The following is a 26990-nucleotide window of genomic DNA, read 5'->3' as shown; positions in this document are numbered from 1 at the left end:
TCACACTGAGGTTAAAAGTGGTTTGGCTTGGGGAAGGGGAGAGAAAAGGCATGCTGTAGGTGATCACCACCTAAATGACGACAGTATCTGAGAGTTAATGGATCACCGTCATTCGCTGTTAATGATAGTGTATTGATGCAATCCACTAAGTCTGCTTGTTGCTGTTTTTCAAGTTCAAGCTCAAACTGCAGAGCCTGGCGGTATAAAGCGTCGTTAAGCTGAGGCTTAAGTTGGCGACGCAGCTCTCGGTAGGAGTACAGCAGGGTTTCACTTCTTGTTAAGCTATGTTGCACTGCGGGCCAATCTTGCTCGGAGAATGTAACCTGTTGTTCATCTAACCATCTTAAAAGTAAGACTAAGTTCACATTGCCCTGATAGTGATTTTGTAATGATAGACACGCCTCTTTCACCTGACGAACACCATAAAATTGCAAACTAAATTGCCAGAGACTTTCTAGGGTTAGGGGCGGGTTGGCGTGTCGGTTACTCATTGATTAAACTCAAGTTCCATTTGTTCTAGGCTTTCTTGTGCGGACATCCATTCTAGCTCTACTTCTTCAAGTTGTGCTTTGCTGGTGGCTTGCAGTGCAAGAACTTTATTAAGTTTGGCCTTGTTATCGAGCTCATAGAGTGAATTATCGCTTAAAGCTTCTTCAGCCTGAGCTAAATCTTCACCTAATTTATCCATTTTCTTTTCTAATTGCGTTAGCATCTTTCTGATAGGGGCCGTTTGCTTACGAAATTCTGCTTCACGCCTTTTTTGCTCTTTTTTCGCTGCGGCACTGTTGCCATTATCTTTGCTTGGCTGTGCTGCCTGTGCTTCACGACGTTCTATTTTTTGCTGTTCAGTGAGCCATTTGTAGTAGTCGTTTAGATCTCCATCAAAGGGTGCGACTTGACGGTCGTGAACTAAATACAGGTCATCGGTTGTTGCTCGTAAGAGATAACGGTCGTGGGAGACAATGACCATTGCTCCTTCAAAGGTCTGTAATGCCATCGTTAATGCTTGGCGCATGTCGAGATCAAGGTGGTTGGTTGGTTCATCAAGCAACAAGAGATTCGGTTTTTGCCAAACGACTAAAGCTAAGACTAAACGTGCTTTTTCACCACCAGAAAAAGGCGCTACCTTTTCCAGTGCTTTATCCCCTTGGAAACCAAAGCTACCGAGGTAATCTCGTAATTGTTGTTCGGTTTGGTCCGGCGCAATTTGCATCATATGCTGCAAAGGGGTTTCTTCTGGGTGTAAGGTTTCTAACTGATGCTGCGCAAAATAGCCGATTTTGACCCCTTGAGAATAAGTAAGTTCGCCACTTTGCGCCTTAAGATCTCCAGAAAGCAGTTTAATTAACGTTGATTTACCTGCGCCGTTACGGCCTAGAAGACCGATACGACTGCCAGGGACTAGATTTAAACGTATTTTTTCTAATATTAAGTTATCGCCATAACCCGCCGAGACTTCTTCCATCATCATGATCGGATTAGGTAAGGCTGCGGGTTCTCTAAATTGGAAGCTAAATGGGTTATCAAATTGTGCTGGCAGCACTTTTTCCATCCGTTCTAAAGCTTTGATTCGGCTCTGCGCTTGACGAGCTTTAGATGCTTTGTAGCGAAAACGGTCAATATAACTTTGCATATGCGACATCTGCTTTTGCTGTTTTTCAAACATCGCTTGTTGTAAGACCATCTTTTGTGCGCGCTGATTTTCGAATGACGAGTAATTGCCCGTGTATTCATTTAATTGTTGGTTTTCTATATGAGTAATACGGCTGACAATGGGATCGAGAAAGTCTCGGTCGTGAGAAATAAGGATTAAGGTGCCAGGGTAATTTTGTAGCCAGCGTTCGAGCCACATGACAGCATCGAGATCAAGGTGGTTAGTTGGCTCATCGAGTAACAATAAGTCTGAACGACACAACAGAGCTTGCGCCAAGTTAAGACGCATTCGCCAGCCACCAGAAAACTGCGTGAGATTCCAGCTCATTTGTTCTTGACTAAACCCCAGACCGTCTAATAGTTCAGAGGCTCTTGCTCGGATGCTATAGCCGCCAATGGTTTCTACTTTACCATGTAACTCTGCTACGAGTGTGCCGTTGTCTTTGGCTTCTGCGTCGGCAAGCTGTTGCTCTAAATGACGAAACTCTCGGTCACCATCAATAACGTATTCCAAAGCGCTTCGGTCCAAAGCGGGCGTTTCTTGCGCTACCCAAGCTAATTCCCAATGTTGTGGCTGGCTGAAAGAGCCTGCATCAATCGAGAGTTCATCTTTTAGCAAAGCAAATAGCGTTGACTTTCCGCAGCCGTTTTTGCCGACTAGGCCGACTTTGTCACCAGGGTGTATGGTTGCAGAGGCTTGATCTAAAAGAGGTTTACCGCCACGCAGTAATTGGATGTCAGAGAAGGTAATCATAGAATTTTTATTCACTTTGCGCTGAGCGCGTTACTTTGGTCGTTTATCTCGCGCTGAATAGTAGGGCTATTAGCGAGAAAAGTCGATGATTGAGCTCTAATTGCATTATGCTATATAAATAAGTATAACAAACTGATAACGGTAAGTTTCTTTTAGAATATCCACAAAGGACGAATTTTTTGTTTGTTTCAGCGTCTACTCCCCCGAGAGTTTTGATTATCTATGCTCATCCTGAGCCACATCATTCGGTTGTAAACCAAATCATGATTAAGCAAGCTCAACGGCTTGAGCATGTGACGGTACATGATTTATATGGTGCTTATCCTGATTTCTTTATTGACGTCAATCATGAGCATCAATTACTCATGCAACATGATGTGATTGTTTTTCAGCATCCACTGTATATGTACTCTTGCCCTGCCTTACTTAAAGAATGGCTAGATCGAGTACTTGGTAAAGGGTTTGCTTTTGGCGATGGCAGTGCATTAGCGGGTAAATATTGGCGCAGTGTGATTACCACTGGCGGAAGGCAAGAGGCGTTTAGCCCAATGGGATATAACAAATACCCACTCGAGCAAATTTTGCAACCTTTTGAACTGACTGCTTCTTTATGTCAAATGAAATGGCTCGATCCGTTAGTTTTGTATTGGTCACGTAATGTCTCTGATAGTGCTCGGGAGCATCACGCCGAACAATACCGACAATGGTTGGCAATGCCTTTGACTGGTGAAATGAATCAAGGAGAAGACTGTGTCAGTGACCAATGAGTTTCTACAAAGTAGCGTCGTGTTTTTGTCGGCAGCAGTCATTGCAGTGCCGATTGCCCAGCGTTTAGGTCTTGGCTCAGTGTTAGGCTATCTAATTGCTGGAGTCTTAATTGGTCCTTGGGGACTTGGACTCATCAGCGATGTCGATGCGATTCTCCATTTTGCTGAATTAGGCGTGGTTTTACTGCTGTTCCTTATTGGCCTTGAGCTTAATCCGAAAAAATTGTGGCAAATGCGAGGGCCCATTTTAGGCTTAGGTGGTGCACAAGTTGTTGTCACCACGGCTGTTATTGCTGGTGTGGTCAGTTTGTTCGGCGTGAGCCTTCAGGCCTGTTTGGTGATCGGAATGGGGTTGGCGTTGTCATCAACGGCGATTGCATTGAAGGTCATTGAAGAGCAAGGTCAGGGTGGTACTGAAACCGGGCAATCTGGCTTTGCAGTCTTGCTCTTTCAAGATATTGCTGTGATTCCAATGCTGGCCATGCTGCCATTGTTAGCCGGAGGACAAACGGGTGGTGATTGGTTAGATGCTCTGTTTGTTATTGCGAGTGTTGTCGCGCTACTGGTTGGAGGCCACTTCCTATTACGGCCCCTTTTTCGCTTTGTTGTGATGAGTGGCGTGCGCGAGTTGTTCACGGTTGCTGCTTTGCTGGTTGTGCTTGGTATCTCGGTGACGATGCAAAAGCTTGGTTTGTCGATGGCTTTGGGAACATTTTTGGCCGGTGTGTTACTGGCTGAAAGTGAATATCGCCATGAGCTTGAAGTGTCTATCGAGCCATTTAAAGGACTATTGCTGGGGCTATTTTTTATCGCGGTAGGCATGGCAGTTAACATTGGACTGCTTGCCCTTCAGCCTCTGGCTATCTTAGGCTCCGTACTGGCGTTAGTAATTGTGAAAGGCTTGGTTTTGTATGGATTAGCCAGAGTCTCTCGTGTTCGTCCTAAAGCACGCAGTCGTATGGCAGCAATTCTCAGCCAAGGGGGCGAATTTGCTTTTGTTATTTTCACAGCCGCGAGTCAAGAAGGCCTTTTAACTCAGCAGCAAGTGGCTTTCTTATTGGTCGTGGTCAGTTTGTCGATGGTCACCACACCATTGCTGTTAACGGCACAGAAAAAATGGTTTGCCCACACTTTGAATCATGAAGAAGAAGAGCCTTCAGGCCACGTCGTTGACCGCCATCCAAGAGTCATTATTGCCGGGTTTGGTCGTTTTGGACAAATCGTTGGTCGCTTGATGTATGCCAATAAAATTAAGGTGACGGTACTGGAAAGTGATGCGAGCCAGATACACTTGCTGCGTAAATATGGCTATAAAGTTTTTTATGGTGATGCAACCCAAATTGATTTGCTACGTGCAGCGGGTGCAGACAAAGCGGAAGCCCTAGTCATATGTACTGATTCACCTGATGAAATCATCGCGATTGTTGATATTTGCCAAGTGCATTTCCCCAATTTAAAGCTGCTTGCGAGAGCTCGAAGCCGAGTAGAAGCGTATCAGTTATTAAACTATGGTGTGCACAACTACTCGCGTGAGACTTTCTTGGGCGCTTTGGACTTAGGACGTCAAACCTTAGTAGAACTGGGAATGCACCCATATCAGGCCAAGCGAGCAGAAGCCCATTTTCGTAAGTTAGATAACGCCATGTTAAAAGACCTGCTGCCTCAACATAACGAAGACAAGAAACTGTCTGAAAGAACGAAAGAAGCGCGTAAAGAGCTAGAAGAAATTTTCGGTCGAGAAATGGAAAGCGATAAACAGTCGCCGAACCACTGGAAGTGATCGCCACGTTTAAGAAGCAAGGATTTAAAGTGAAAATAAAAAAACGTTTTATCGCAGGGGCAAGTTGCCCCAAATGCAATCAGCAAGACACACTTCGCTGGTGGATTGAAAACAATATTGAATTAGTTGAATGTGTCGATTGTGATTATACCGAGCAACGTAAGCCTCAATCGGTGGAGAAGAACCCTCATTCAGAGCAAGAAATGATAGGGATTTTTAAGCCAGAATAATTGAACTTCGATAAATGATCCCCATAATACAGTTATCTTGTCGCTTAACTTATTATGATTAAGTCAACTAACCTCCTTGGAGTGAGTATGAAAATTGAAAAGAATGTTGTTGCAAGTCTTGCCTACAAAGTCATGTTGGAAGACGGCGTTGTGGTTGATCAGTCAACTTCAGAGGCACCACTTGATTACCTACATGGTCACAACAACCTTATCACTGGTCTTGAAAAAGAGCTGGAAGGCAAAGTTGCTGGTGATAAATTTTCTGTAACAGTTGCTCCAGATGATGCTTATGGTGAACACAACGATGCGCTCGTGCAACGTGTACCTGCTGATGTATTCCAAGGTGTTGACCAGATTGAAGTTGGTATGCGCTTCCTTGCTGATACTGACCAAGGCCCAATCCCAGTGGAAGTGACAGAAGTTGATGGTGATGAAGTTGTGGTAGACGGTAACCACATGCTTGCAGGTCAGACTCTGACGTTTGAAGTGGAAGTAATGGCTACACGTGAAGCAACAGCGGAAGAAATCGAACACGGCCATATCCATCAAGATGGTGAGCATTGTGGTAGTGAAGATAAAGGTGATGATCACGAGTGCTGCGGTGGATGTGATTCTCACTAATTTGTCTCGCAAGCTCAATGATAGATTGAATCATTGACCATTAAGCGCAAGTTGAACTTTCAACTTGCGCTTTTTTATTGGCGAACTTACTTGGTTATGTCGGTGCTTAAGTACAGTTGAGAGCAACAGATAAAGCATAAAGGTAGCGGCCAAGCACAGTCAAAGTCATTAACAAGTTCACAGGGCGGAAAGATGCAGCATCAACCTTTCTCAATTGCAATTCATGGTGGAATCAACACAGTTTGGCAGTCAGGACACAACAAGCAATACGAGCAAATGATATTGCGGGTACTTGAAAAGGCAGTCAAAACGGGCCATCAGGTTTTAGCTCAAGGCGGCCAAGCCACAGAGGCTGTGGTGCAAGCGGTTAAAATATTGGAGGACTCTTCTCATTTTAATTCGGGAAAAGGAGCGGTATTGACCTCTAATGAAATGGTTGAACTTGAAGCTGCGGTGATCGATGGGAAGCAAGGTGACTCGGGTGCAGTGGCATGTGTTAGGCATATCAAAAACCCCATTTTACTTGCTCGGGATATCATGAAGCATAGACCGTCAGGTTTTTTGGTAAGCGAAGGCGCTGAGAAATTCGCTTTTGACCAAGGGCATCAATACACCGAACAAGATTACTTCTTTACAGAACACCGTTATGAACAATTGTTGTCCATACAAGAAAACCAACCTTTGGAAGTGGTGTATTTAGAGGGTTCTAATCTTGGTAATATTGGCGCTGTGGCTATAGATAAACAAGGCAATTTAGCCGCGGCAACCAGTGGTGGTGGCGTCAATAAATCCTGTGGTCAGGTGAGTGATACAGTAAAGATTGGGCGCAGTATTTTTGCTGAGAATCGTGTGGCAGCCATATCATTTGTTGGCGGAGACGAAAGTCTATTCAGCCCAGGGTTAGCTGAAGACGTGATTGCGAGAGTTCGATATTTAGGAGAAAACCTCAAGGATGCTTGCTGGGATGTCATCAATAAAAAACATCATTGGGGCGAACGTCCAAGGGGGCTGGTCGCGATAGATGCCCAAGGGAGGGTGTACTTTGCTCACCGAAGTCCAGCCATGTATCAAGCCGCGATTAATGCTCAAGGTCAGTTACGTTTGACGATTGACACTGCCCGGTAAGCATTATGCGGGCAGTGGACTGAAAGCGATTATTGCTGCCTATTTCGCGCTTATCGATCAGTAATGAGGCGGTGGCGGCTCTTTACTTGGATCCGCTAAATTGGAGGTATCGATGTTCTTTACCTTACCAACGACGTATTTCATTTGATCTTGTATTTTGGCCAACTGCAACTGCTGTTGAGTCAGAGCACCATTGAGTTCTTCAATGGTTTGTTCTTGGAACGCAACCTGACATTCTAGGTCATTAATGCGCCCTTCTAATTGTTGAATGAGTTTTTCTGTCATGAGCCATTCTCTAGTTGCCAAGCTTGCGCAATGCCAGCTGACGTTGCGGTAATAACACGTTGCTTGGAGTCAAAGGCTGCATCATACACGACCGCGCGTGGAGGGCGAGTATCTTTTTTAGGCTCAACATTAAATGTCGCTGTCTGTTTTCCGCTGGCGGTATCCCAAACCGCAGTACGCCCGGAAGGGGTTCCTGTAACCAGTTGACGGCCATCGTCCGAGAATCGAGCGGTGGAAAAAATTAGCTGGCGTGACCAACTGTTTAATTCACTGAGATTTTTCCCCGTTGTTAAGTCCCAAATCATCGCTTGGTTACCACCATCAGATGTGAAAGCTAATTTACCATCTCGTTGCAGCGCCACCCGTACCACACGTTGATCATGTTCAAAAGTGTACAATACCTGCCCAGTTTGGGTGTCCCATAGGTAGGCTTTGTAGTCATTACCGCCTGTTAAAGCGAACTGACCATTAGGTGAAATTGCTACGGAATTAATTTTTTCTTGGTGAGCAAGGAACTCTAGGCGTCTTCCGGTGACTAAGTTGACGTAAATTGCTTTACCGTTGGAAAGGCCTAAGAGCACTTGTTGGCCATGATTGGCGATGTCAATATCTCGAATTAATGCGTCTGAAATTGACCATAGCCCTTGAGCTTGTGCCCAACCAAGGTCCCAAACTGCAAAGTTAATTTGACTGGCTGTGACTGCGTATCGTCCATCGTCTGAAAAACGAATGTGCGAGACAGTGCTAGCAGCTTGGTCGAGTTCTCCCAGCTCTGCGAGTTGTTGGTTCTGCTGTAAATCCCACATGATTAGGTGATGCTCTTTGGAGTACAGCAGAGCAAAGCGACCATCTCGACTGAGCGCAAAGCTGGTAGAGCCTTGTGGTTCAAGTGACCAACGCTGAACTTCCTTATTGGTGGAAAAGCAACCGCTGAGGGTGCTGGTGATCATCAAATATAGGAATAAATAAGAAATTTTTTGCATCACATCTAATAATCCGGTTTGTGTCTTAAGACATATACCTAGTATATTGATATAACGACTATCTTCACTAGTCTCAAGTGAGATTTGTGTATAATAACTAATGGCCGTGACCATTATTGGGAGAATTGAATGAAATCAGTGTTTAAAGTGTCTCTACTTGCTGCAACAGTAATGCTAGCAGTAGGCTGTCAGAAAGAAGAAGCAAAACCAGCAGCAACGACTCAAACAGAACAAACACAAGCAGCAGCAAGTACTGTTGACCTAAAAACTGAAGATGATAAAGCAGCATATGCAATTGGCGTTTCTTTCGCTAATTACCTAAGCGCTAGCATCGAGAAGCCAAGCGAAATCGGTATCGACCTGAACAAAGAGCTTGTTCTTAAAGGTATTGATGATGTCTTCCAAGGTAAAGCAGCATTAAATGAAGAAGAAACTCGTGCAACGCTAGAAGCACTTGATAAGCGTGTTTCTGAGAAAATGCAAAAGCAAGCGGCTGAAAAATCAGCTGAAGCTAAAAAAGCTGGCGATGACTTCCGTGCTGAATTTGAAAAACAAGCTGAAGTTGTGAAAACTGACTCAGGTCTACTTTACCAAGTTATTACACCAGCATCAGGTGATAAGCCACAAGAAACGGATACAGTACAAGTACACTACAAAGGTACGTTGACTGACGGCACTCAGTTTGACAGCTCTTACGACCGTGGTGAACCAGCAACGTTCCCACTAAATCGCGTTATCCCAGGTTGGACTGAAGGTGTTCAGCTAATGCCTGTTGGTTCTAAATTTAAATTTGTTATCCCGCCAGAGCTTGCTTACGGTGAACAAGACACGCCAAGCATTCCTGCAAACTCAACGCTAGTATTCGAAGTTGAGCTACTTAAAATCGAGAAGCCTGAAGAAAAATCAGAAGCTGCGACTAAGTAATTAGTGCGATAAAAATCAAAAAGGTCCGGTTATCGGGCCTTTTTTTGTTTTTAGCTCTGATTTCCTACTTAAATAAGGCAATGTATCCTAGCGCCTCAATCGGCCTATCACTGGAGACGTTATTTTGCGTAACATCCTTTGATTAAAACAAAACTTAGATCTGAAAGATGAACAGAGCCTAGGTTGCTGTTCAAATTTTCTGATAAACTTACACCAATTTGTTGATTTATCCTGCCAAGGCCTATGACTACTACAGAAACACTCAATGCGGAAATGCTGTTAGAAATGGAATCGGTTCATGTGATGCCCTTTACTGAACACGATAAAATCATCTTGAGATCGTATGAGGCCGTTGTAGATGGTATTGCCAGCCTAATTGGTCCATTTTGTGAAATTGTTCTTCACTCATTAGAAGATTTAAACACTTCAGCGATTAAGATTGCTAATGGTGAAAATACTGGCCGCCAAGTTGGGTCTCCGATTACTGATTTAGCTTTGAAAATGTTGAAAGATATTGAAGGCTCAGAGCGCAATTTTTCTCGTTCTTATTTTACGCGAGCAAAAGGCGGTGTGTTGATGAAATCAATCACTGTCGCTATCCGTAATGGTGAGAATCGTGTTATCGGTTTACTGTGTGTGAACGTTAATCTTGATGCTCCATTTTCTCAAGTCTTGCAATCCTTTATGCCGACTCAAGAGGCCAAAGAAGCGGCTTCTTCCGTTAACTTTGCCAGCGATGTGGAAGAATTGGTCGACCAAACGGTTGAGCGTACCATTGAAGAAATCAATGCTGATAAATCGGTTTCTAATAACACCAAGAACCGACAAATAGTCATGGAGCTCTACGGTAAAGGCATTTTTGATATCAAAGACGCGATTAACCGTGTTGCTGATAGGCTCAATATTTCCAAGCACACGGTATATCTCTATATTCGCCAACGTAAGACCGAGGATGAATTGGAATGAGTTTAACCTATACTCTTGTCGTTAATGGGCCTATCTATGGCAGCCAGGCTGCGCGTAGTGCTTATCAATTTGCTCAAGCATTAATTGAGCAGGGCCACTCTTTGGTCAGTGTGTTTTTTTATCAAGATGGTGTGAATAATGGTACAGCACTGAGTGTTCCAGCAAATGATGAGTTTGACCTCAGTAAAGCGTGGCAAACGTTGGCAACGCAGCATGAAGTGCGTCTTGAAACTTGTGTCGCTGCAGCCCTGCGCCGTGGCATTGTTAGTCAAGACGAAGCCAGCCAACATGCGCTGACACAGCACAACCTAGCACAAGGGTTTGAGCAAGCTGGATTAGGCAGTTTGGCAGAAGCCATGTTAACGCAAGATAGAGTGGTGCAATTTTGAGTCAGTTAACTTATCTATTTCGCACCGCCCCACACAGTAGTGCTGCAGGGCGTGAAGGTGTCGATGCGCTATTGGCAGCCTCTGCTTATTGCGAAGATATTACCGTTATGTTTGTTGGAGATGGCGTTTATCAACTGCTGCATGGTCAAGACCCAAGCGATATTCTGAGTAAGGATTATGCACCAATGCTAAAGCTTTTTGATTTATACGACATAGAGCAAGTATTTGTCTGCGCAACATCGTTAGCAGAGCGAGGTTTAGCACAAGCGGATTTCGTGATTGATGCGGTTAAGCTCAATCAAGAGCAATTCAACGTACAACTGCATCAGGCGAGTAAGGTTCTGTCATTTTGAGGAAAGCATGTTACATATCATTAAATCCGTAGCCGCCCTAAACGAAGCCATGGCCTTGTATGCAGAGCATGATGAAGTATTACTGATCGAAGGGGCGGTATATGCAGCTAACCCACGGCATCACGCTTTCGCACCGCTGAAAGAACGACGTGTTTATGCTCTCCAAAGTGATATTGAAGCGCGCGGTATTAAACATTGCATTAGCCCTGCAGTATCGATAACGAATTACCAAGGATTCGTTGAGTTAACCGTAAAACAGGCAAACTCGCTGACTTGGGACTGAGTTGAATGCTCAGTAAAGTGGGCTTTGAGTGCGAATTCCCTTAATTGAACAAAAAAGATTCGTATATTTCTTGACACACATCCCACTGCTGCATAGAATTTTGCGTCCCTAACTGCAATGGCAGATTAGGGCTAGATTTTTCACAAAGCTTACTTTCAAGTAAATCAGGAGCTAGTTAATGGCAACTATTAACCAGTTGGTACGTAAGCCACGTGCGAAGCAAGTTGTTAAAAGCAACGTGCCAGCACTAGAAGCGTGCCCACAAAAACGTGGTGTATGTACTCGTGTTTACACTACTACACCTAAAAAACCTAACTCAGCACTTCGTAAAGTTTGTCGTGTACGTCTGACAAACGGCTTCGAAGTTACATCGTACATCGGCGGTGAAGGTCACAACCTTCAAGAGCACAGTGTTGTACTAATCCGTGGCGGTCGTGTAAAAGACCTTCCGGGTGTACGTTACCACACTGTTCGCGGTGCACTTGACTGTGCTGGCGTTAACGACCGTAAACAAGGTCGTTCTAAGTATGGTGTGAAGCGTCCTAAGTCTTAATGCCCTTCTGTGTAAGAAGCGTTAAGTAAGGCCAAACACTAAAATTAAATTTTAATTTTTGAAGAAACTGAAAAGTTTTGGATAACCTGAAGAATAAGACTACGGAGATAAATCCATGCCACGTCGTCGCGTTATTGGTCAGCGTAAGATCCTTCCAGATCCTAAGTTCAAATCTGAACTGCTGGCAAAATTCGTTAACATCCTAATGGTTGACGGAAAGAAATCTACTGCAGAGAAAATTGTTTACACTGCACTAGACTCAATGGCTGATAAGTCTGGTAAAGACCACTTAGCTATTTTTGAAGAAGCTCTTGAAAATGTTCGCCCAGCGGTAGAAGTTAAATCTCGCCGTGTAGGTGGTTCAACTTACCAAGTACCTGTAGAAGTACGTCCGGTTCGCCGTAACGCACTTGCTATGCGTTGGTTGGTTGAAGCTGCGCGTAAGCGTGGTGAAAAATCTATGGCTCAACGCCTAGCTGCTGAAATGCTAGACGCGTCTGAGAACAAAGGTACTGCTGTTAAGAAACGTGAAGACGTTCACCGTATGGCAGAAGCAAACAAAGCGTTTGCACATTACCGTTGGTAATACCTTTTCAGTGCTGCAAGGTTCCTTGCAGCACTTCTCTAGTTCCTATGCCTATGCTAGGAACTATTGCTATATATGGAGCTTGATATTTTCACTGTATACAGCAATAGTCCCTATCTCTAAGTTAAGAGGATTCAATCGTGGCTCGCAAAACTCCTATTGAGCGCTACCGTAATATTGGTATCGTCGCTCACGTAGACGCAGGTAAAACAACCACAAGTGAACGTATTCTGTTCTACACTGGTCTTTCTCATAAAATCGGTGAAGTTCACGATGGCGCTGCTACCATGGACTGGATGGAGCAGGAGCAAGAGCGTGGTATCACTATCACTTCTGCTGCAACGACTACCTTCTGGCGTGGTATGGATGCACAATTCCAAGACCACCGCATCAACATTATCGATACTCCTGGACACGTTGATTTCACCATTGAAGTAGAGCGTTCTTTACGCGTACTTGATGGTGCCGTTGTTGTGTTCTGTGGTTCATCGGGTGTTGAACCTCAATCTGAAACTGTATGGCGTCAAGCTGACAAGTACCACGTTCCTCGTATGGTATTTGTTAACAAGATGGACCGTGCAGGTGCTGACTTCCTACGCGTTGTTGATCAAATCAAAAACCGTCTTGGTGCGAACCCTGTTCCTATCCAACTTAACGTTGGTGCGGAAGATGACTTCAAGGGTGTTATCGACCTAATCAAGATGAAGATGATCAACTGGAGTGAAGCTGACCAAGGTACAACCTTCACTTACGAAGAGATTCCTGCAGACATGCAAGAGCTTGCTGAAGAGTGGCACAACAACCTAGTTGAGTCAGCGGCAGAAGCTAGCGAAGAGCTGATGGACAAATATCTTGAAGAAGGCGAACTAACGGAAGCTGAAATCAAGCAAGCACTGCGTACACGCACACTAAATAACGAAATCGTACTGGCCACTTGTGGTAGTGCGTTCAAGAACAAAGGTGTTCAAGCGGTACTCGATGCAGTGGTTGAATTCTTGCCATCACCAATCGACGTTCCAGCGATTAAAGGTGTGGATGACAACGAGAAAGAAGTTGAGCGTCATGCAGATGACAACGAACCGTTCTCAGCATTAGCATTCAAGATCGCAACTGACCCATTCGTAGGCACGCTGACCTTTATGCGTGTTTACTCTGGTGTGGTGAACTCTGGCGACGCAGTCTACAACTCTGTGAAGCAAAAGAAAGAACGCTTTGGTCGTATCGTACAGATGCACTCAAACAAGCGTGACGAAATTAAAGAAGTTCGCGCTGGCGATATTGCAGCAGCAATCGGCCTTAAGGACGTGACAACAGGCGATACGCTATGTGACCAGAACCACAAAGTGATTCTGGAACGTATGGAGTTCCCTGATCCGGTAATTCAGATCGCGGTAGAGCCTCGCTCTGTTGCCGATCAAGAGAAGATGGGTATTGCACTAGGTAAACTAGCGGCAGAAGATCCATCATTCCGCGTAGAAACGGACGACGAAACAGGTCAGACACTGATCTCTGGTATGGGTGAGCTTCACCTAGATATCATCGTTGATCGTATGAAACGTGAATTCAGCGTTGACTGTAATGTTGGTAAACCTCAGGTTGCGTACCGTGAAACAATCCGTGGTAACGCGGAAGTTGAAGGTAAATTTGTACGTCAATCTGGTGGTCGTGGTCAGTATGGTCACGTATGGATCAAACTGGAGCCATCTGAACCTGGCGAAGGTTTTGTCTTTGTTGACGAAATTGTGGGTGGTGTGGTTCCTAAGGAATACATCAGCTCGGTAGCGAAAGGTATCGAAGAGCAAATGAACAGCGGTGTTCTAGCGGGTTATCCTGTACTAGATATTAAAGCAACGCTGTTTGATGGTTCTTACCACGATGTTGACTCTAACGAGATGGCGTTTAAGATCGCTGGCTCGATGGCATTCAAGAAGGGTTCATTAGAAGCACAGCCTGTTCTTCTTGAGCCAATGATGAATGTTGAAGTAACTACTCCTGAAGATTGGATGGGTGATGTTGTTGGTGACCTTAACCGCCGTCGCGGTATGATCGAAGGTATGGACGATGGTGTGGCTGGTATTAAGATCATCCGCGCTCAAGTACCACTATCTGAGATGTTTGGTTACGCAACGGACCTACGTTCTGCAACTCAAGGCCGTGCGTCTTACTCTATGGAGTTTAACGAGTACGCTGAAGTACCGAAAAACTTCGCAGATAAAATCATTGCAGACCGTGGTTACTAATTTTGGTGAGTGATCGGTAAAAAGTTTATGACTTTTTGTTAGATCAAGCCGTCCAAATATTGCGCTAACGAGCGTTGGCGCATAAAATAACAATTTCTGGCGCGCCGAGATCAATAATGATCCCGACGAATCATAACTAGGAAGGAACACGATTGTGTCTAAAGAAAAATTTGAACGTACTAAACCGCACGTTAACGTTGGTACTATCGGCCACGTTGACCACGGTAAAACAACTCTAACTGCAGCTATCTGTACTACTCTTGCTAAAGTTTACGGCGGTGTAGCTAAAGACTTCGCATCTATCGATAACGCTCCAGAAGAGCGTGAGCGCGGTATCACAATCGCAACTTCTCACGTTGAGTACGACACTCCAACTCGCCACTACGCGCACGTTGACTGTCCAGGACACGCGGACTACGTTAAGAACATGATCACTGGTGCTGCACAGATGGACGGTGGTATTCTTGTAGTTGCTGCGACTGATGGCCCAATGCCACAAACTCGTGAGCACATCCTACTAGGCCGTCAGGTTGGTATCCCTTACATCATCGTATTCATGAACAAATGTGACATGGTTGACGATGAAGAGCTACTAGAACTAGTAGAAATGGAAGTTCGTGAGCTTCTATCTGAGTACGATTTCCCAGGTGATGACCTACCAGTAATCCAAGGTTCTGCACTAGGCGCACTAAACGGCGAAGAGCAGTGGGAAGCGAAGATTGTTGAACTAGCTGAAGCTCTAGATACTTACATCCCAGAGCCAGAGCGTGCAGTAGATATGCCATTCCTAATGCCTATCGAAGACGTGTTCTCAATCCAAGGTCGTGGTACAGTAGTAACTGGCCGTATCGAACGTGGTATCCTAAACGTAGGTGACGAAGTTGCTATCGTAGGTATCAAAGACACTACTACTACTACATGTACTGGTGTTGAAATGTTCCGTAAGCTTCTAGACGAAGGCCGTGCAGGTGAGAACGTTGGTGCACTTCTACGTGGTACTAAGCGTGACGAAGTTGAACGTGGTCAAGTACTAGCTAAGCCTGGTTCAATCACTCCACACACTAAGTTCGAGTCAGAAGTATACGTACTTTCTAAAGACGAAGGCGGCCGTCATACTCCGTTCTTCAAAGGCTACCGTCCACAGTTCTACTTCCGTACAACTGACGTAACTGGTGATATCTCTCTACCAGAAGGCGTAGAAATGGTAATGCCTGGTGACAACATCCAAATGGTTGTTGAGCTAATCGCTCCAATCGCAATGGACGAAGGTCTACGTTTCGCTATCCGTGAAGGTGGCCGTACAGTAGGTGCTGGTGTTGTTGCTAAGATCTTCGCTTAATTCTTAATTGAATTAATCGTAATCTTGCACTGTTCTTCTTTGAAGAGCCGCGCATAAAAAAGGAAAGCTTCGGCTTTCCTTTTTGCTTTTAGAACAGAATACATGTGGTAAATTTCTTCTTTCTTCTTTCTTCTTTCTTCTTTCTTCTTTCTTCTTCTTATGTTCTGACGGGCTATTTATTACTTCGCCTTTGAGTTGCTATAGGATGAAGGCGAGTTAAAAGTATTAAATATTCTTTTCGTCACTAATATCTGGTCTAATCTCTACTTTATCAGTTATTTTTAATGATATTGGTCGCAATTCCACCTATGAAGATTGGCATCTATCCGCTAGAATTTATTCCCCCTTACACAAAAAATAACAAAAGAGAAACTATTCATGTCTGAAGACAATCGCCAAGAAATGACCTTTGAAGAGCAGCGCCGCCAGCAAGCGTTAGATTACCATGCTTACCCTACACCAGGAAAAATTGCTGTTGAGTTGACTAAACCAGCAGAAACCGCAAATGATTTGGCGTTAGCTTACAGTCCAGGTGTTGCTGAACCTGTGCGTGAAATTGCGCAAAATGCTGACAATGTATACAAGTACACAGCAAAAGGTAACATGGTTGCGGTTATTTCTAATGGAACGGCGATTCTTGGTTTAGGTAACCTTGGTCCATTGGCGTCAAAACCAGTAATGGAAGGTAAAGCGTTACTGTTTAAGCGTTTTGCGGGACTTGATTCTATTGATATTGAAGTAAAACACCGCACGATCGACGAATTTGTTGATACAGTGGCTAATATTGCTGACACTTTTGGCGGTATTAACCTAGAAGATATCAAAGCACCAGATTGTTTTGAAATTGAAAAACGCCTTATCGAGCGTTGTGATGTACCTGTATTCCATGATGATCAGCATGGTACTGCGATCGTAACCGCTGCAGGCATGCTAAACGCAATAGAGTTGCAAGGTAAAAAGCTGGAAGAGTCAACGATCGTTTGTCTTGGTGCTGGCGCAGCAGCAGTTGCTTGTATGGAGCTTTTGATCAAGTGTGGTGCAATGCGTGAGAAAATCTACATGCTGGATCGTAAAGGGGTGATCCACACGCGTCGTGATGATCTTAATGAATATAAGCAACTCTTTGCTAATAATACCGATAAGCGCACCCTTGAAGATGTGATTGAAGGTGCTGACTTATTCTTAGGTGTATCGGGTCCAAACCTATTACCACCTGAAGCCCTAAAATTGATGGCTGATAAGCCTGTCGTGTTTGCTTGTTCAAACCCAGATCCAGAAATTAAGCCAGAGCTGGCGCGTGATGTTCGTAACGATTTGATCATGGGAACAGGACGTAGCGATTATCCAAACCAAGTGAATAATGTGTTGTGTTTCCCATTCATTTTCCGTGGTGCTCTTGATGTACGTGCCAGCGAGATCAATGATGAAATGAAATTAGCTGCGGTAGATGCCATTCGTCAATTGGCGAAAGAGCCAGTACCTGAAGCGGTACTGAAAGCTGCGGGGGCTGATGCACTGGAGTTTGGCCCTGAGTATATTATTCCTAAGCCAATGGATCCGCGTCTGTTGCCACGCGTTGCAAAAGCGGTCGCTCAAGCGGCGGTAGAGTCGGGTGTTGCTCGTATTGAAATGCCAGAAAATTATATGGCGGAATAAGCGGCATCATTACTTCTTATAGTAAATATAAAGGGACATCACTTGTCCCTTTATATGCCCAAGCATTTTAGGTTACTTAGGTATATTATTTTCGCACTGAAAAGTGATTAAACTCTAATGATCGAACAGTGCTTACTCTTCATCAAAAGCTTCAAACTCAATTCCCATCGCAGTCATCAGTGCTTTAGCTTCTGTTGGAATGTCATCTGGGCGGTCTTTACGAAGGTCTTCATCGGTTGGCAGTGGTTGGCCTGTGTAAGCGTGCAAGAATGCTTCGCATAGGAGTTCACTGTTAGTTGCATGGCGCAAGTTATTGATTTGACGTCTTGTTCTTTCGTCAGTCAACACTTTTAAAACTTTTAGCGGGATAGAGACGGTGATCTTTTTTACTTGTTCACTTTTTTTGCCGTGCTCTGCATACGGGCTAATGTATTCGCCATTCCAGTCAGCCATTGCGTACCTTCATTTGTGTAATTAGTTAAGAAAATAAATTGTGTGGCTAATTTTAGCTGGATTTACTGCCATAAGCAAAGACATATAGACGTCTAGAAGTGTTGACGTCTTAATTTTTGGCGGGTAAAGTGAGATCAACTGTTAGGAATGCGTATTGGTTCGACTAACATGTTTATTTGATTAACTAGTATATTTATTTGATTAACTAGTATATAGCGCATTCCCACTTCGATGTCACCCCGTGAAAGGATACACAGATGAGCACTCGCCATAAGCCTGCAACTATCGCTGTTCGCACTGGTATTGAATCTGATACTCAGTACCATGCTGTTGTTCCACCGATTTACCTCTCAACCAATTATGGCTTTCCTGCTTTTGGGGAAGTTCCACAATATGACTACACTCGTTCAGGTAACCCAAATCGTGGGCTATTAGAACAAGCCCTTTATGAGCTCGAATCAGGTAAAGGTGCGGTTGTGACGAATTGCGGGACAGCGGCGTTAAATCTATGGGTTTCGGCATTTCTGGGTCCAAATGATTTGATTATTGCCCCCCATGACTGTTATGGCGGTACCTACCGGTTATTTAATAGTCGAGCTAAAAAAGGTGATTTTAAAGTCCAGTTTGTTGATCAATCGAATCCACAAGCATTGGAAGCGGCTTTGGAGAACAGACCAAAGCTTATTCTGATTGAAAGCCCATCTAACCCGCTTGTCAGAGTGGTCGATATTGCTTCGGTATGTGACAAAGCAAAGCAGGTAGGGGCATTAGTCGCGGTCGATAATACTTTTTTGACACCCATATACCAAAAGCCATTAGAGTTAGGTGCTGATTTTGTTATCCACTCGACGACAAAGTACATTAATGGTCACTCCGATGTCATCGGCGGTGTGGTGATCACGAAAAGTGAGCAACATGCTGAAGAGCTAGCCTGGTGGGGGAACTGTATTGGCTCAACAGGGACACCTTTTGACAGCTATATGACGTTAAGAGGCATTCGTACTCTTGGGGCAAGAATGCGCATGCACGAAGAGAGTGCTCAACAAGTTTTGACTTATCTCCAAGGGCAGCCACTAGTAAGCGTTATATACCACCCTAGTTTACCCGAACATCCCGGACATGATATTGCCAAGCAGCAGCAATCGGGCTTTGGCGCTATGCTGAGTTTTGAGTTTGCTGGTTCTTTCGCCCAGCTTAAAGTTTTTGTCAAAGAGCTGTCTTTGTTCTCGTTGGCTGAGTCTTTGGGAGGCGTAGAGAGCCTGATTTGTCACCCAGCATCAATGACGCACCGAGCAATGGGAGAGGAAGCACTGGCAGAAGCTGGAGTTTCTCAACAGTTACTGCGTTTATCGGTGGGACTCGAAGATGCGCAAGACTTGATCGCAGACTTAGATCAGGCTTTTGTTAAGGCTGGATACTAATTAAGGGAAGAAAATCATGAATGTTCAGCGCCAGTTACATAAATTTGGTGGCAGCAGTTTAGCTGATCCAGAATGTTATCGACGAGTGGTTGGGATCCTTAGAGAGTATTCTGCTGACAACGATCTAGTGGTTGTGTCTGCAGCAGGCAAAACAACCAATCAATTAATTGCGTTTGTTGAAGGGTTAAGTCTGGATGGCCGCATTGCTCATGAGCGCTTGCAAATATTAAGGCAGTTTCAGTTTGACTTGGTTGAGTCGCTGATAACGGGCCAAGCCAAAGAGCAACTTCAGTCGTTGTTGCGAGATGACTTCAGTATGTTGGCCGAGTTGGCGGCACCATTGACTCAGGCTCAGCAAGCGACGGTTCTGGGCTGTGGAGAGGTTTGGTCTTCACGCTTGTTAGCAAGTTTGTTGTCACAATCTGATTTACCTGCAATCGCGCAAGATGCTCGTGTGTTTCTTCGTGCGGAAGAAGGAACGCAACCAGAAGTCGACCGCGCTCGTTCTTATCCTCTCGTTAAAGAAGCACTTGCTCAGCATCGCCATCAGCGTATCGTTATTACGGGATTTATGGCTAAGAATACGGCGGATGAAACCGTCTTGCTTGGACGCAATGGCTCTGACTACTCTGCGACGGTTATTGGAGCGCTAGCCGGAGTGGAAACGGTGACGATTTGGAGCGACGTCGCTGGTGTTTATAGTGCTGATCCTCGAGTGGTCTCCGATGCCTGCTTATTGCCATTACTACGTTTGGACGAAGCGAGTGAATTAGCACGGCTAGCAGCGCCCGTTTTACACAGTCGGACCTTACAGCCAGTGGCGCAAAGTACAATGAATTTGCAGTTGAAATGCAGTTATCAATCGCAAGCGGGATCAACGCGAATTGAGCGGGTGCTAGCTTCGGGGAGAGGCGCTAAAATTATTACTTCTTTGGATGATGTCCTTTTAATTCAACTTTCATTTGTTCATGGTCATGACTTTGAACGAGCAAAAGAAGAAGTACTAAGAAGTTTAGCAAGGGTTCAGTTAGAACCTTTAGCGTATGAAATTCAGGCTGAGCAACAGCAGTTACGTTTAGCGTACACTCCTGAAATTGCTGGAGGGGCACTGGCTTACTTGCAAGAATTAGCGGTTGAGGCTGACATTAAACTCAAAGAGGGCTACTCATTGATTGCGGCTGTTGGAGCAGGAGTGACCAAAAATGCCAATCACTGTTTCGGTTTTTATCAGCAATTAAAATATGCATCTGTGGAATTCATTGCTGCGACAGAATCGGGCATGAGCTTAGTAGCAGTCCTGCGTTGCCCAGAAGTGACTTCTTTAGTTCAAGCCATTCATAGCCAATTATTCCAAGCTCAGAAGCGAGTTGCTGTGGCTTTGTGCGGCAAAGGCAATATTGGCTCAAGCTGGTTATCCTTGTTTGCGACCCAGCAAGAAGAGCTGAAGAAGCGCCATGGTATGACGTTTGAATTGGTCGCAGTGATTGATAGTCAAACTTATCTATTTGATGAGAATGGCCTTGACCCACTAAAGGTGTTGCGCAATTTTGATGATGACAGTATTGAAAATGATGGTAGTTGGTTGACCAAGCTTGGAGAGCTATCTGATTTTGATGAAGTCGTTGCCTTGGATGTCACGGCGAGTCAGCAGTTAGCCGCTCGTTATGTCGATATTGCACAATACGGTCTTCATTTAATTTCCGCTAACAAGGTTGCAGGTTCTGCTGACAGTTATTATTACCATCAAGTGCAAAGTGCTTTTAGCAAAACGGGCCGTCACTGGCTGTATAATGCCACAGTTGGAGCTGGTTTACCGATCAATCATACCGTGCGTGACTTGCGTGAAAGTGGTGATGAGATTGTTGCGCTATCAGGTATTTTCTCAGGAACGTTATCTTGGCTATTTCAACAATTTGATGGCAGTGTCCCTTTTAGTGAATTAGTCGATTTAGCCTGGCAGCAAGGTTTAACTGAGCCCGACCCTCGAGCTGATTTAGACGGCAGTGATGTGATGCGCAAGCTGGTTATTTTAGCTCGTGAGTCTGGACTTGAGATCGAGCCTGAGCAAGTCAGAGTCGAATCACTTGTTCCTTCGTCTTTACGAACGTTAAGTTTAGATGCTTTCTTCGAACAAGGGGCAACACTCAATGAATCCTTACATGAGCGATTGAAACAAGCACAAGAAAAAGGGCAGGTGTTGCGTTATGTGGCACGACTTGAACGCAATGGCAAAGCGACAGTCGGTATTGAAGCTTTACCTGCTGAACATGCGCTGGCGAACCTATTGCCGTGTGACAACATCTTTGCGATAGAAAGTCAGTGGTATAAAGACAACCCGCTTGTGATTCGTGGACCTGGGGCCGGTCGTGAAGTGACGGCCGGAGCCATTCAATCGGATCTGAATCGATTAGCGAGTTTATTCTAGGGTAAAGGTGTCTTATTTTTTAAGCTTAGGCTGGGGAGAAAAATGGACTCATTGACTTCATCGTGAGTCGTTTGATTTTGCGATGCATGACAAAAACCTTGGCTTAGGACCAAGGTTTTTTGCTTTTGGTTTGTGCGATACTTGCTGATACTCAAGTGACCTCACAATGCTTAGGTATAAACAATGCTTAGGTATATTCGTCTCCTTGAATCCAACTGAAGGGATGACTCTTAAAGATGAATGATGGTGAATCCAATTAATGATCAACTTGAATAAAATTCATATTTACGAGGTTGACATTAAACTGAATTCATTACATTCTGTGGACATATAGACGTCTAAACGTCGGTTTGAGGATTTAATTTTTGTGGTCAACAGCCACACAGGGAGAGTAAAATGGGTTATACACACGCAGGCCATATTGATGCCTTAAATCAGAATATTGCCGAACTATCGGACAATATCAATGTGTCATTTGAATTTTTTCCACCTAGTAGCGAGAAGATGGAAGAAACCCTCTGGAACTCGGTACATCGCCTCAAACACCTCCAACCTAAATTTGTTTCGGTCACATATGGGGCAAACTCTGGAGAACGAGACAGAACGCATTCCATCATAAAAGATATCAAAGCGGCAACGGGTCTGGTCGCCGCTCCCCATCTCACTTGTATCGATGCAACGCGAGAAGAGTTGAACGCGATTGCGGATGATTATTGGTTTAACGGTATTAAAAATATAGTGGCGTTAAGAGGGGATATTCCTCCGGGTGGAGGGACTCCTGATATGTATGCTTCAGACTTAGTCGAGTTACTTAAAGCACGCCATGATTTCGATATTTCAGTCGCGGCATTCCCAGAAGTACATCCAGAAGCGAAAAGTGCACAATCCGATTTGTTGAACCTTAAGCGTAAAGTCGAAGCGGGTGCTAATCGAGCGATTACCCAATTCTTTTTTGATGTTGAATCTTACCTGCGTTTTCGTGATCGTTGCGTTGCTGCTGGTATCGATGTGGAAATTGTTCCAGGTATTCTTCCTGTTTCCAATTTCAAGCAAGCATCGCGCTTCGCTGCACAAAATAATGTGAAGGTGCCGGGGTGGATGAGTAAGCAGTTTGAAGGGCTGGATGATGACCCAGTTACTAGGCAGTTAGTGGGTGCGAGTCAGGCAATTGATATGGTTCGTGTACTAAGTCGTGAAGGCGTTAAAGATTTCCATTTTTATACGCTTAATCGAGCTGAGATGACTTATGCACTCTGTCATACACTGGGCGTTCGGCCACAAGTTGCCGTAGAAGCTTAAAAAGCTTGAGGTGACTTGAGTATATAAAATTAAAGGCTTGCCATGAGGCAAGCCTTTTATCTATTCACGTGCTGGTTGATAGGATTAACCAATCACTTCTAGTTCTGTCAGTACTTCGTCAGCCCAGTTAATCCACGCTTCGCGAAGCATTAAATTACGACGTAGCGTCAAACGCTCCAAACGAGCTTGCTTGTCTAGCGTAGACGGTGTTGCGTAGTAAGCCGCTTCAATCTCTTTGTAGTGAGAAACCAATTTACGTGATTCAGCAACAAGCAGTGCAAGTTGCTCACGGAAAGGGGCTGCAGGCTGAATCGCGCATGCCATTAACTTGGCAGAAAATTCATCACGGACAGTAGGATGCGCAGTTGGTTGATCAAACCACTCACCTAGAGCACTACGGCCAGCATCAGTAATAGAGTAGACTTTACGATCCGGTTTGCCTTCTTGAGGTTCTAGGACACAGGAAACTAAATCCTTTTCAGCCATTTTATTGAGCTCACGGTAAACCTGCTGATGGCTTGCTTTCCAGAAGTAACCGATGCTCGCTGAGAATTCTTTTGTAATATCGTAACCCGTGGCATCGCGAGTACTGAGAACAGTTAAGATAACGTGTGGTAATGACATGTCTTCAATCCAATGGTCAATAAACTTGTAAACAAGCTATTCATACTTTCAGATGTGCTCTTTTCGGCACTTGAGCTTTTTGTGTATAACACTTGATCTTTTTGTGTATAAATAGCACCAACAATGTTGGTCCTGTCACCTTAAAGCCGTTTATCACCTAGAGTGATGGAGGCCCATCAAGCTGAAGCTTATATGATTAGAGTAATATGCTTCTAGCGGCTAAGTAGTATATAAATAATAAGCATGAAGTGGAATAGGAGTAGGGAATAAGTTAAAAAAATTAACAATATACTCATTAGTGGAAATAAATGGTTTTATATTTTAAGTTTTATTTAATTTATAGTTTTTAATTTTGTAATGCAGCCAAAAAAATCCATCATCAACGATACGAATATCCTCGAGGCTGAAAATTTATCAGCCTCGAGAAGTGGTTTTTGGCTTTAGCCCGTATTACGCATTCCTGCTGCGATGCCTGCAATCGTCACCATCAAGGCTTCTTCTAAATGGGTCGAAGGTTGCTCCGTTTGGCGAGTTCGATAGAGAAGCTCTGCCTGCAGCATATTCAATGGCTCAACATAGATGTTACGCAGGCGAATAGACTCAAGACCCCAAGGGTTACGTTGCATGAGGTTCTCGTTATTTTCAACATTCAGTACGGCTTTGATATCCTGCTGCAGTTGCTCGCGTAGGCGTTCTCCGAGTGGGAGAAGCGATTCATCGGCAAGACGTTGATCGTAATAACGTGAAATATCGATGTTGCACTTAGAATACACCATCTCAAGCATGCCTAGGCGTGTCGAAAAGAATGGCCATTCACGGCACATTTCTTCCAGTAGAGCTTGGTGGCCTTGGTTAATCGAATATTGAATCGCTTCGCCTGCACCTAACCAAGCGGGCAGAACTAATCTATTTTGGCTCCAAGAGAAGATCCAAGGGATAGCACGTAAGCTCTCAACACCACCATTTGGATTCCGTTTGGCTGGGCGAGAACCGAGAGGCAGTTTACCAAGCTCAAGTTCTGGAGTCGCTTGACGGAAATAAGGCACAAAATCAGGTTCGTCGCGCACGACTCGACGATAGGCTTCACAACTGACTTGCGAGAGGACTTCCATCAGTTCACGCCACTCTTGCTTTGGCTCCGGTGGTGGTAGGAGATTCGCTTCTAAGATTGCACTGGCGTAAAGGTTGAAACTATTAACAGCGACATCCGGTAAACCAAGCTTAAAGCGGATCATTTCCCCTTGTTCGGTAACACGTAGGCCTCCTTTCAAACTCTTCGGTGGTTGAGAGAGTAAAGCGGCGTGAGCAGGTGCACCTCCTCGACCAATGGTGCCTCCACGGCCGTGGAAGAGCGTCAGTTCAATGCCTTCGTTTTCAGCGACTTTAACCAATGACTCCATAGCATGATATTGTGCCCAGCCAGCCGACATAACCCCAGCATCCTTGGCTGAATCAGAGTAACCGATCATCACCATTTGATGGTTTTGGATAAAACCGCGATACAGGTCGATTCCCATGAGTTGCTGGATGACAGATTCTGCATTATTCAAATCGTCGAGCGTTTCGAATAGTGGACATACATCCATGCGGTACGGGCAACCTGCTTCTTGCAGCAGCAGGTGCACCGCAAGTACATCTGAAGCAGTACGAGCCATTGAAATTACATACGCCCCAAATGCCTCACGCGGTTGGGCAGCAATAATCTTACAGGTATCTAAAACTTCTTTGACCGGCTCAGACGGTTCCCAGTCTCGGGGAAGAAGAGGGCGCTTGGAGGCAAGCTCATTGGTGAGGAAAGCAACTTTATCTTGCTCACTCCATTGTTCGTAGTCACCAATACCGAGATAACGCGTCAGCTCAGAGAGAGCATCTGCATGACGTGTGCTCTCCTGGCGAATATCAAGGCGGACTAGATGAACACCAAAAGCCTTAACACGGCGTAGAGTATCTAAAAGGGAGCCATTGGCGATCACCGTCATGCCACATTCGGTAAGCGATTTATAGCACGCGTAAAGTGGTTCCCATAGTTGTTGGACATTTCTCAGTGGAGCTTTAACGGCAAGTTGTTGACCATGGATTTTAGCATCTAAAATATCTTTGCTTTCAATGAGCAGCGAACGAAGTTGCTTTAGAATGGCACGGTACGGCTCATGCGCATCTTCTCCCGCTAACTGGCGGACATTTTCATTGCACACCGTCATCGACAATTCACTGATCAATTCATTAATGTCATTAAGGTAGAGATCCGCGGCTTTCCAGCGAGAAAGCAGGAGCACTTCACGTGTAATACTGTGGGTGACAAATGGGTTACCATCACGGTCACCACCCATCCAAGAGGAGAAATGAACGGGACGAGCATCGATAGGGAGGCCTTCGCCGAGGTAAGGCTTTAGGCGATCATTCATTTCACGTAGAAATTCTGGTACGGCTTCCCATAAAGAGTTCTCGACGACGGCGAAGCCCCACTTAGCTTCATCTAATGGCGTCGGGCGTTGCTGGCGAATGACATCGGAATGCCAGCTTTCCGCGATCAGTTGTTCTAAACGACGTTCTGTTTTTTTACGTTCTTTAAAAGAGAGATCGCTGAGTTCTAATTTGGAAAGGCACTCATTAATTTTGACCAGCTTATTGATCATGGTGCGGCGAGTAATTTCGGTTGGATGCGCGGTGAGAACCAGCTCAATATTAAGGTCTTTAACCGCTTGAGCTGTGTCGAGTTTACTCACCTTGTTTTGAACCAGCTTTGAGAAAAGAGTATTCATAGCGTCTGGTTCGCAGACATGCTCTTCGCAATGACGCGAAATAGTATGATATTGCTCAGCAATATTAGTTAGATTCAGAAATTGATTAAACGCTCTTGTTACAGGTGTGAGTTGTTCATCTGGCAAGCTTTTAATTTCTTCGATTAAGCTTTCCCTGTCTGCTTGGTTCCCTGCTTGAGCGGATTTAGATAATGTACGAATTGTTTCTACTTTTTCGAAAATCTCTTCACCATGGGCATCACGAATCGTATTCCCCAGCAAATGGCCTAGCATGCGTACATTGCTTTTGAGTGCCGCGTATTTTTCGTTCATCGTCATCCTGCCTCGTAAAAAAACTACATTCATATTCCTTGTTAAGATTCCAATTTAGCGAAAATCAGCGGCGATAGTCAAATAAAGCCGATTAAGTGAACCATGAATCTGCACTTCTTCTGATTTAGAGCAAATCCGGTTAGTGATTTGAAAAGGAAAATGAAATTTAATTACAAATTAGCCAGTGAAGATTGAAGTAAATTGGGA

25 protein-coding genes are annotated in these 26990 nt (G+C 44.6%); 18 read left to right on the top strand and 7 right to left on the bottom strand.

The genetic code is table 11. From position 1 onward, the window contains the following. Positions 1 to 11 precede the first annotated feature (11 nt). Both BS333_RS12745 and BS333_RS12740 read right to left on the bottom strand, forming a co-directional pair. Positions 12 to 491: a TIGR02444 family protein gene (locus BS333_RS12745; protein ID WP_021710882.1), complete on the bottom strand. Its 480-nt coding sequence runs from the start codon at positions 489 to 491 to the stop codon at positions 12 to 14. Then, a complete protein-coding gene (locus tag BS333_RS12740) occupies positions 488 to 2407 on the bottom strand; it encodes an ABC transporter ATP-binding protein (protein ID WP_021710881.1) in 1920 nt (639 codons plus the stop codon). Before BS333_RS12740 ends, BS333_RS12745 begins: the two co-directional genes overlap by 4 nt. 179 nt (positions 2408 to 2586) lie before the next feature. Between BS333_RS12740 and kefG the strand changes: the two genes are divergently transcribed. The 5 genes from kefG (at position 2587) to BS333_RS12715 (ending at position 6930) form a co-directional block, all read left to right on the top strand. Then, complete coding sequence (gene kefG / locus BS333_RS12735; RefSeq protein WP_021710880.1) at positions 2587 to 3174, top strand: glutathione-regulated potassium-efflux system ancillary protein KefG; 588 nt, start codon at positions 2587 to 2589, stop codon at positions 3172 to 3174. Then, the gene (gene kefB / locus BS333_RS12730; protein WP_021710879.1) at positions 3158 to 4954 is read left to right on the top strand and encodes a glutathione-regulated potassium-efflux system protein KefB; all 1797 of its coding nucleotides are present in this window, start codon (positions 3158 to 3160) and stop codon (positions 4952 to 4954) included. Before kefG ends, kefB begins: the two co-directional genes overlap by 17 nt. A gap of 29 nt (positions 4955 to 4983) precedes the next feature. Then, complete coding sequence (locus tag BS333_RS12725) at positions 4984 to 5184, top strand: YheV family putative zinc ribbon protein (protein ID WP_021710878.1); 201 nt, start codon at positions 4984 to 4986, stop codon at positions 5182 to 5184. Between the two features lie 87 nt (positions 5185 to 5271). After that, positions 5272 to 5805: a peptidylprolyl isomerase gene (slyD, locus tag BS333_RS12720; protein WP_021710877.1), complete on the top strand. Its 534-nt coding sequence runs from the start codon at positions 5272 to 5274 to the stop codon at positions 5803 to 5805. Between the two features lie 192 nt (positions 5806 to 5997). Next, positions 5998 to 6930 (top strand): isoaspartyl peptidase/L-asparaginase family protein, encoded by a 933-nt coding sequence (locus BS333_RS12715; protein ID WP_021710876.1) that lies wholly within the window; start codon positions 5998 to 6000, stop codon positions 6928 to 6930. 57 nt (positions 6931 to 6987) lie between these two features. Here BS333_RS12715 and BS333_RS12710 read toward each other — a convergent pair whose 3' ends face one another. Further along, complete coding sequence (locus BS333_RS12710) at positions 6988 to 7215, bottom strand: SlyX family protein (RefSeq protein WP_021710875.1); 228 nt, start codon at positions 7213 to 7215, stop codon at positions 6988 to 6990. Beyond that, positions 7212 to 8198 (bottom strand): WD40 repeat domain-containing protein, encoded by a 987-nt coding sequence (locus BS333_RS12705; RefSeq protein ID WP_033004223.1) that lies wholly within the window; start codon positions 8196 to 8198, stop codon positions 7212 to 7214. Before BS333_RS12705 ends, BS333_RS12710 begins: the two co-directional genes overlap by 4 nt. A 129-nt stretch (positions 8199 to 8327) precedes the next feature. Here BS333_RS12705 and fkpA point away from each other — a divergent pair, with 129 nt between their 5' ends. The 10 genes from fkpA (at position 8328) to BS333_RS12655 (ending at position 17487) form a co-directional block, all read left to right on the top strand. Next, a complete protein-coding gene (gene fkpA / locus BS333_RS12700) occupies positions 8328 to 9122 on the top strand; it encodes an FKBP-type peptidyl-prolyl cis-trans isomerase (protein ID WP_021710873.1) in 795 nt (264 codons plus the stop codon). 243 nt (positions 9123 to 9365) lie between these two features. Then, on the top strand, positions 9366 to 10088 hold the full coding sequence (locus BS333_RS12695; RefSeq protein ID WP_021710872.1) for a helix-turn-helix transcriptional regulator: 723 nt from the start codon (positions 9366 to 9368) through the stop codon (positions 10086 to 10088). Next, on the top strand, positions 10085 to 10477 hold the full coding sequence (gene tusD / locus BS333_RS12690) for a sulfurtransferase complex subunit TusD (RefSeq protein WP_021710871.1): 393 nt from the start codon (positions 10085 to 10087) through the stop codon (positions 10475 to 10477). The genes BS333_RS12695 and tusD overlap by 4 nt, the downstream gene beginning before the upstream one ends. Next, complete coding sequence (gene tusC, locus BS333_RS12685; protein ID WP_021710870.1) at positions 10474 to 10830, top strand: sulfurtransferase complex subunit TusC; 357 nt, start codon at positions 10474 to 10476, stop codon at positions 10828 to 10830. The genes tusD and tusC overlap by 4 nt, the downstream gene beginning before the upstream one ends. Positions 10831 to 10837: 7 nt before the next feature. Then, complete coding sequence (gene tusB, locus BS333_RS12680; RefSeq protein WP_021710869.1) at positions 10838 to 11113, top strand: sulfurtransferase complex subunit TusB; 276 nt, start codon at positions 10838 to 10840, stop codon at positions 11111 to 11113. Positions 11114 to 11291: 178 nt separating this feature from the next. After that, positions 11292 to 11666 carry a 30S ribosomal protein S12 gene (gene rpsL, locus BS333_RS12675; protein WP_004399892.1) on the top strand — a complete coding sequence of 125 codons (375 nt, stop codon included), beginning with the start codon at positions 11292 to 11294 and terminating at the stop codon, positions 11664 to 11666. A gap of 115 nt (positions 11667 to 11781) precedes the next feature. Then, on the top strand, positions 11782 to 12252 hold the full coding sequence (gene rpsG, locus BS333_RS12670) for a 30S ribosomal protein S7 (RefSeq protein WP_021710868.1): 471 nt from the start codon (positions 11782 to 11784) through the stop codon (positions 12250 to 12252). 140 nt (positions 12253 to 12392) lie between these two features. Next, positions 12393 to 14492: an elongation factor G gene (gene fusA / locus BS333_RS12665; protein WP_005532212.1), complete on the top strand. Its 2100-nt coding sequence runs from the start codon at positions 12393 to 12395 to the stop codon at positions 14490 to 14492. 154 nt (positions 14493 to 14646) lie between these two features. After that, positions 14647 to 15831 carry an elongation factor Tu gene (gene tuf / locus BS333_RS12660; protein ID WP_101903900.1) on the top strand — a complete coding sequence of 395 codons (1185 nt, stop codon included), beginning with the start codon at positions 14647 to 14649 and terminating at the stop codon, positions 15829 to 15831. Positions 15832 to 16209: 378 nt separating this feature from the next. Further along, positions 16210 to 17487, top strand: a complete 1278-nt coding sequence (locus BS333_RS12655) for a malic enzyme-like NAD(P)-binding protein (RefSeq protein ID WP_021710753.1) — start codon at positions 16210 to 16212, stop codon at positions 17485 to 17487. 132 nt (positions 17488 to 17619) lie between these two features. Here the strand turns inward: BS333_RS12655 and metJ are convergent, their stop codons facing one another. After that, a complete protein-coding gene (metJ, locus tag BS333_RS12650) occupies positions 17620 to 17940 on the bottom strand; it encodes a met regulon transcriptional regulator MetJ (RefSeq protein ID WP_005432736.1) in 321 nt (106 codons plus the stop codon). A gap of 257 nt (positions 17941 to 18197) precedes the next feature. On the opposite strand from metJ, the gene BS333_RS12645 reads away from it, so the two are divergent. The 3 genes from BS333_RS12645 to metF all read left to right on the top strand — a co-directional run bounded on the left by BS333_RS12645 (position 18198) and on the right by metF (position 23085). Continuing rightward, a complete protein-coding gene (locus BS333_RS12645) occupies positions 18198 to 19361 on the top strand; it encodes an O-succinylhomoserine (thiol)-lyase (protein ID WP_021710752.1) in 1164 nt (387 codons plus the stop codon). A gap of 16 nt (positions 19362 to 19377) precedes the next feature. After that, complete coding sequence (locus BS333_RS12640; RefSeq protein ID WP_021710751.1) at positions 19378 to 21786, top strand: bifunctional aspartate kinase/homoserine dehydrogenase II; 2409 nt, start codon at positions 19378 to 19380, stop codon at positions 21784 to 21786. A 396-nt stretch (positions 21787 to 22182) separates the two neighbouring features. Next, entirely contained in the window at positions 22183 to 23085 is a 903-nt protein-coding gene (metF, locus tag BS333_RS12635) for a methylenetetrahydrofolate reductase (protein WP_021710750.1), read from the top strand. Positions 23086 to 23169: 84 nt separating this feature from the next. Here metF and BS333_RS12630 read toward each other — a convergent pair whose 3' ends face one another. Further along, complete coding sequence (locus BS333_RS12630; RefSeq protein ID WP_021710749.1) at positions 23170 to 23709, bottom strand: PadR family transcriptional regulator; 540 nt, start codon at positions 23707 to 23709, stop codon at positions 23170 to 23172. Positions 23710 to 24149: 440 nt separating this feature from the next. Then, positions 24150 to 26783, bottom strand: coding sequence for a phosphoenolpyruvate carboxylase (gene ppc, locus BS333_RS12625; RefSeq protein ID WP_033004169.1), 2634 nt, complete (start codon positions 26781 to 26783; stop codon positions 24150 to 24152). Positions 26784 to 26990: the final 207 nt, after the last annotated feature.

Origin of the sequence: Vibrio azureus (genome assembly GCF_002849855.1) — a bacterium.
GTDB lineage: Bacteria > Pseudomonadota > Gammaproteobacteria > Enterobacterales > Vibrionaceae > Vibrio > Vibrio azureus.
The sequence above is the reverse complement of the archived record's forward strand: the minus strand, read 5'-3'. Positions and strand labels throughout refer to the sequence as shown.

Bases quoted from the DNA above. Each gene is read 5' to 3' on its own strand.
- BS333_RS12705 (WP_033004223.1), bottom strand. From the start codon at position 8,198: ATGCAAAAAATTTCTTATTTATTCCTATATTTGATGATCACCAGCACC.
- BS333_RS12655 (WP_021710753.1), top strand. From the start codon at position 16,210: ATGTCTGAAGACAATCGCCAAGAAATGACCTTTGAAGAGCAGCGCCGC.
- tusD (WP_021710871.1), top strand. From the start codon at position 10,085: ATGAGTTTAACCTATACTCTTGTCGTTAATGGGCCTATCTATGGCAGC.
- BS333_RS12715 (WP_021710876.1), top strand. From the start codon at position 5,998: ATGCAGCATCAACCTTTCTCAATTGCAATTCATGGTGGAATCAACACA.
- BS333_RS12645 (WP_021710752.1), top strand. From the start codon at position 18,198: ATGAGCACTCGCCATAAGCCTGCAACTATCGCTGTTCGCACTGGTATT.
- rpsL (WP_004399892.1), top strand. From the start codon at position 11,292: ATGGCAACTATTAACCAGTTGGTACGTAAGCCACGTGCGAAGCAAGTT.
- BS333_RS12640 (WP_021710751.1), top strand. From the start codon at position 19,378: ATGAATGTTCAGCGCCAGTTACATAAATTTGGTGGCAGCAGTTTAGCT.
- BS333_RS12740 (WP_021710881.1), bottom strand. From the start codon at position 2,407: ATGATTACCTTCTCTGACATCCAATTACTGCGTGGCGGTAAACCTCTT.
- ppc (WP_033004169.1), bottom strand. From the start codon at position 26,783: ATGAACGAAAAATACGCGGCACTCAAAAGCAATGTACGCATGCTAGGC.
- metJ (WP_005432736.1), bottom strand. From the start codon at position 17,940: ATGGCTGACTGGAATGGCGAATACATTAGCCCGTATGCAGAGCACGGC.
- fkpA (WP_021710873.1), top strand. From the start codon at position 8,328: ATGAAATCAGTGTTTAAAGTGTCTCTACTTGCTGCAACAGTAATGCTA.
- rpsG (WP_021710868.1), top strand. From the start codon at position 11,782: ATGCCACGTCGTCGCGTTATTGGTCAGCGTAAGATCCTTCCAGATCCT.
- BS333_RS12695 (WP_021710872.1), top strand. From the start codon at position 9,366: ATGACTACTACAGAAACACTCAATGCGGAAATGCTGTTAGAAATGGAA.
- metF (WP_021710750.1), top strand. From the start codon at position 22,183: ATGGGTTATACACACGCAGGCCATATTGATGCCTTAAATCAGAATATT.
- BS333_RS12630 (WP_021710749.1), bottom strand. From the start codon at position 23,709: ATGTCATTACCACACGTTATCTTAACTGTTCTCAGTACTCGCGATGCC.
- tusB (WP_021710869.1), top strand. From the start codon at position 10,838: ATGTTACATATCATTAAATCCGTAGCCGCCCTAAACGAAGCCATGGCC.
- slyD (WP_021710877.1), top strand. From the start codon at position 5,272: ATGAAAATTGAAAAGAATGTTGTTGCAAGTCTTGCCTACAAAGTCATG.
- BS333_RS12745 (WP_021710882.1), bottom strand. From the start codon at position 491: ATGAGTAACCGACACGCCAACCCGCCCCTAACCCTAGAAAGTCTCTGG.
- BS333_RS12710 (WP_021710875.1), bottom strand. From the start codon at position 7,215: ATGACAGAAAAACTCATTCAACAATTAGAAGGGCGCATTAATGACCTA.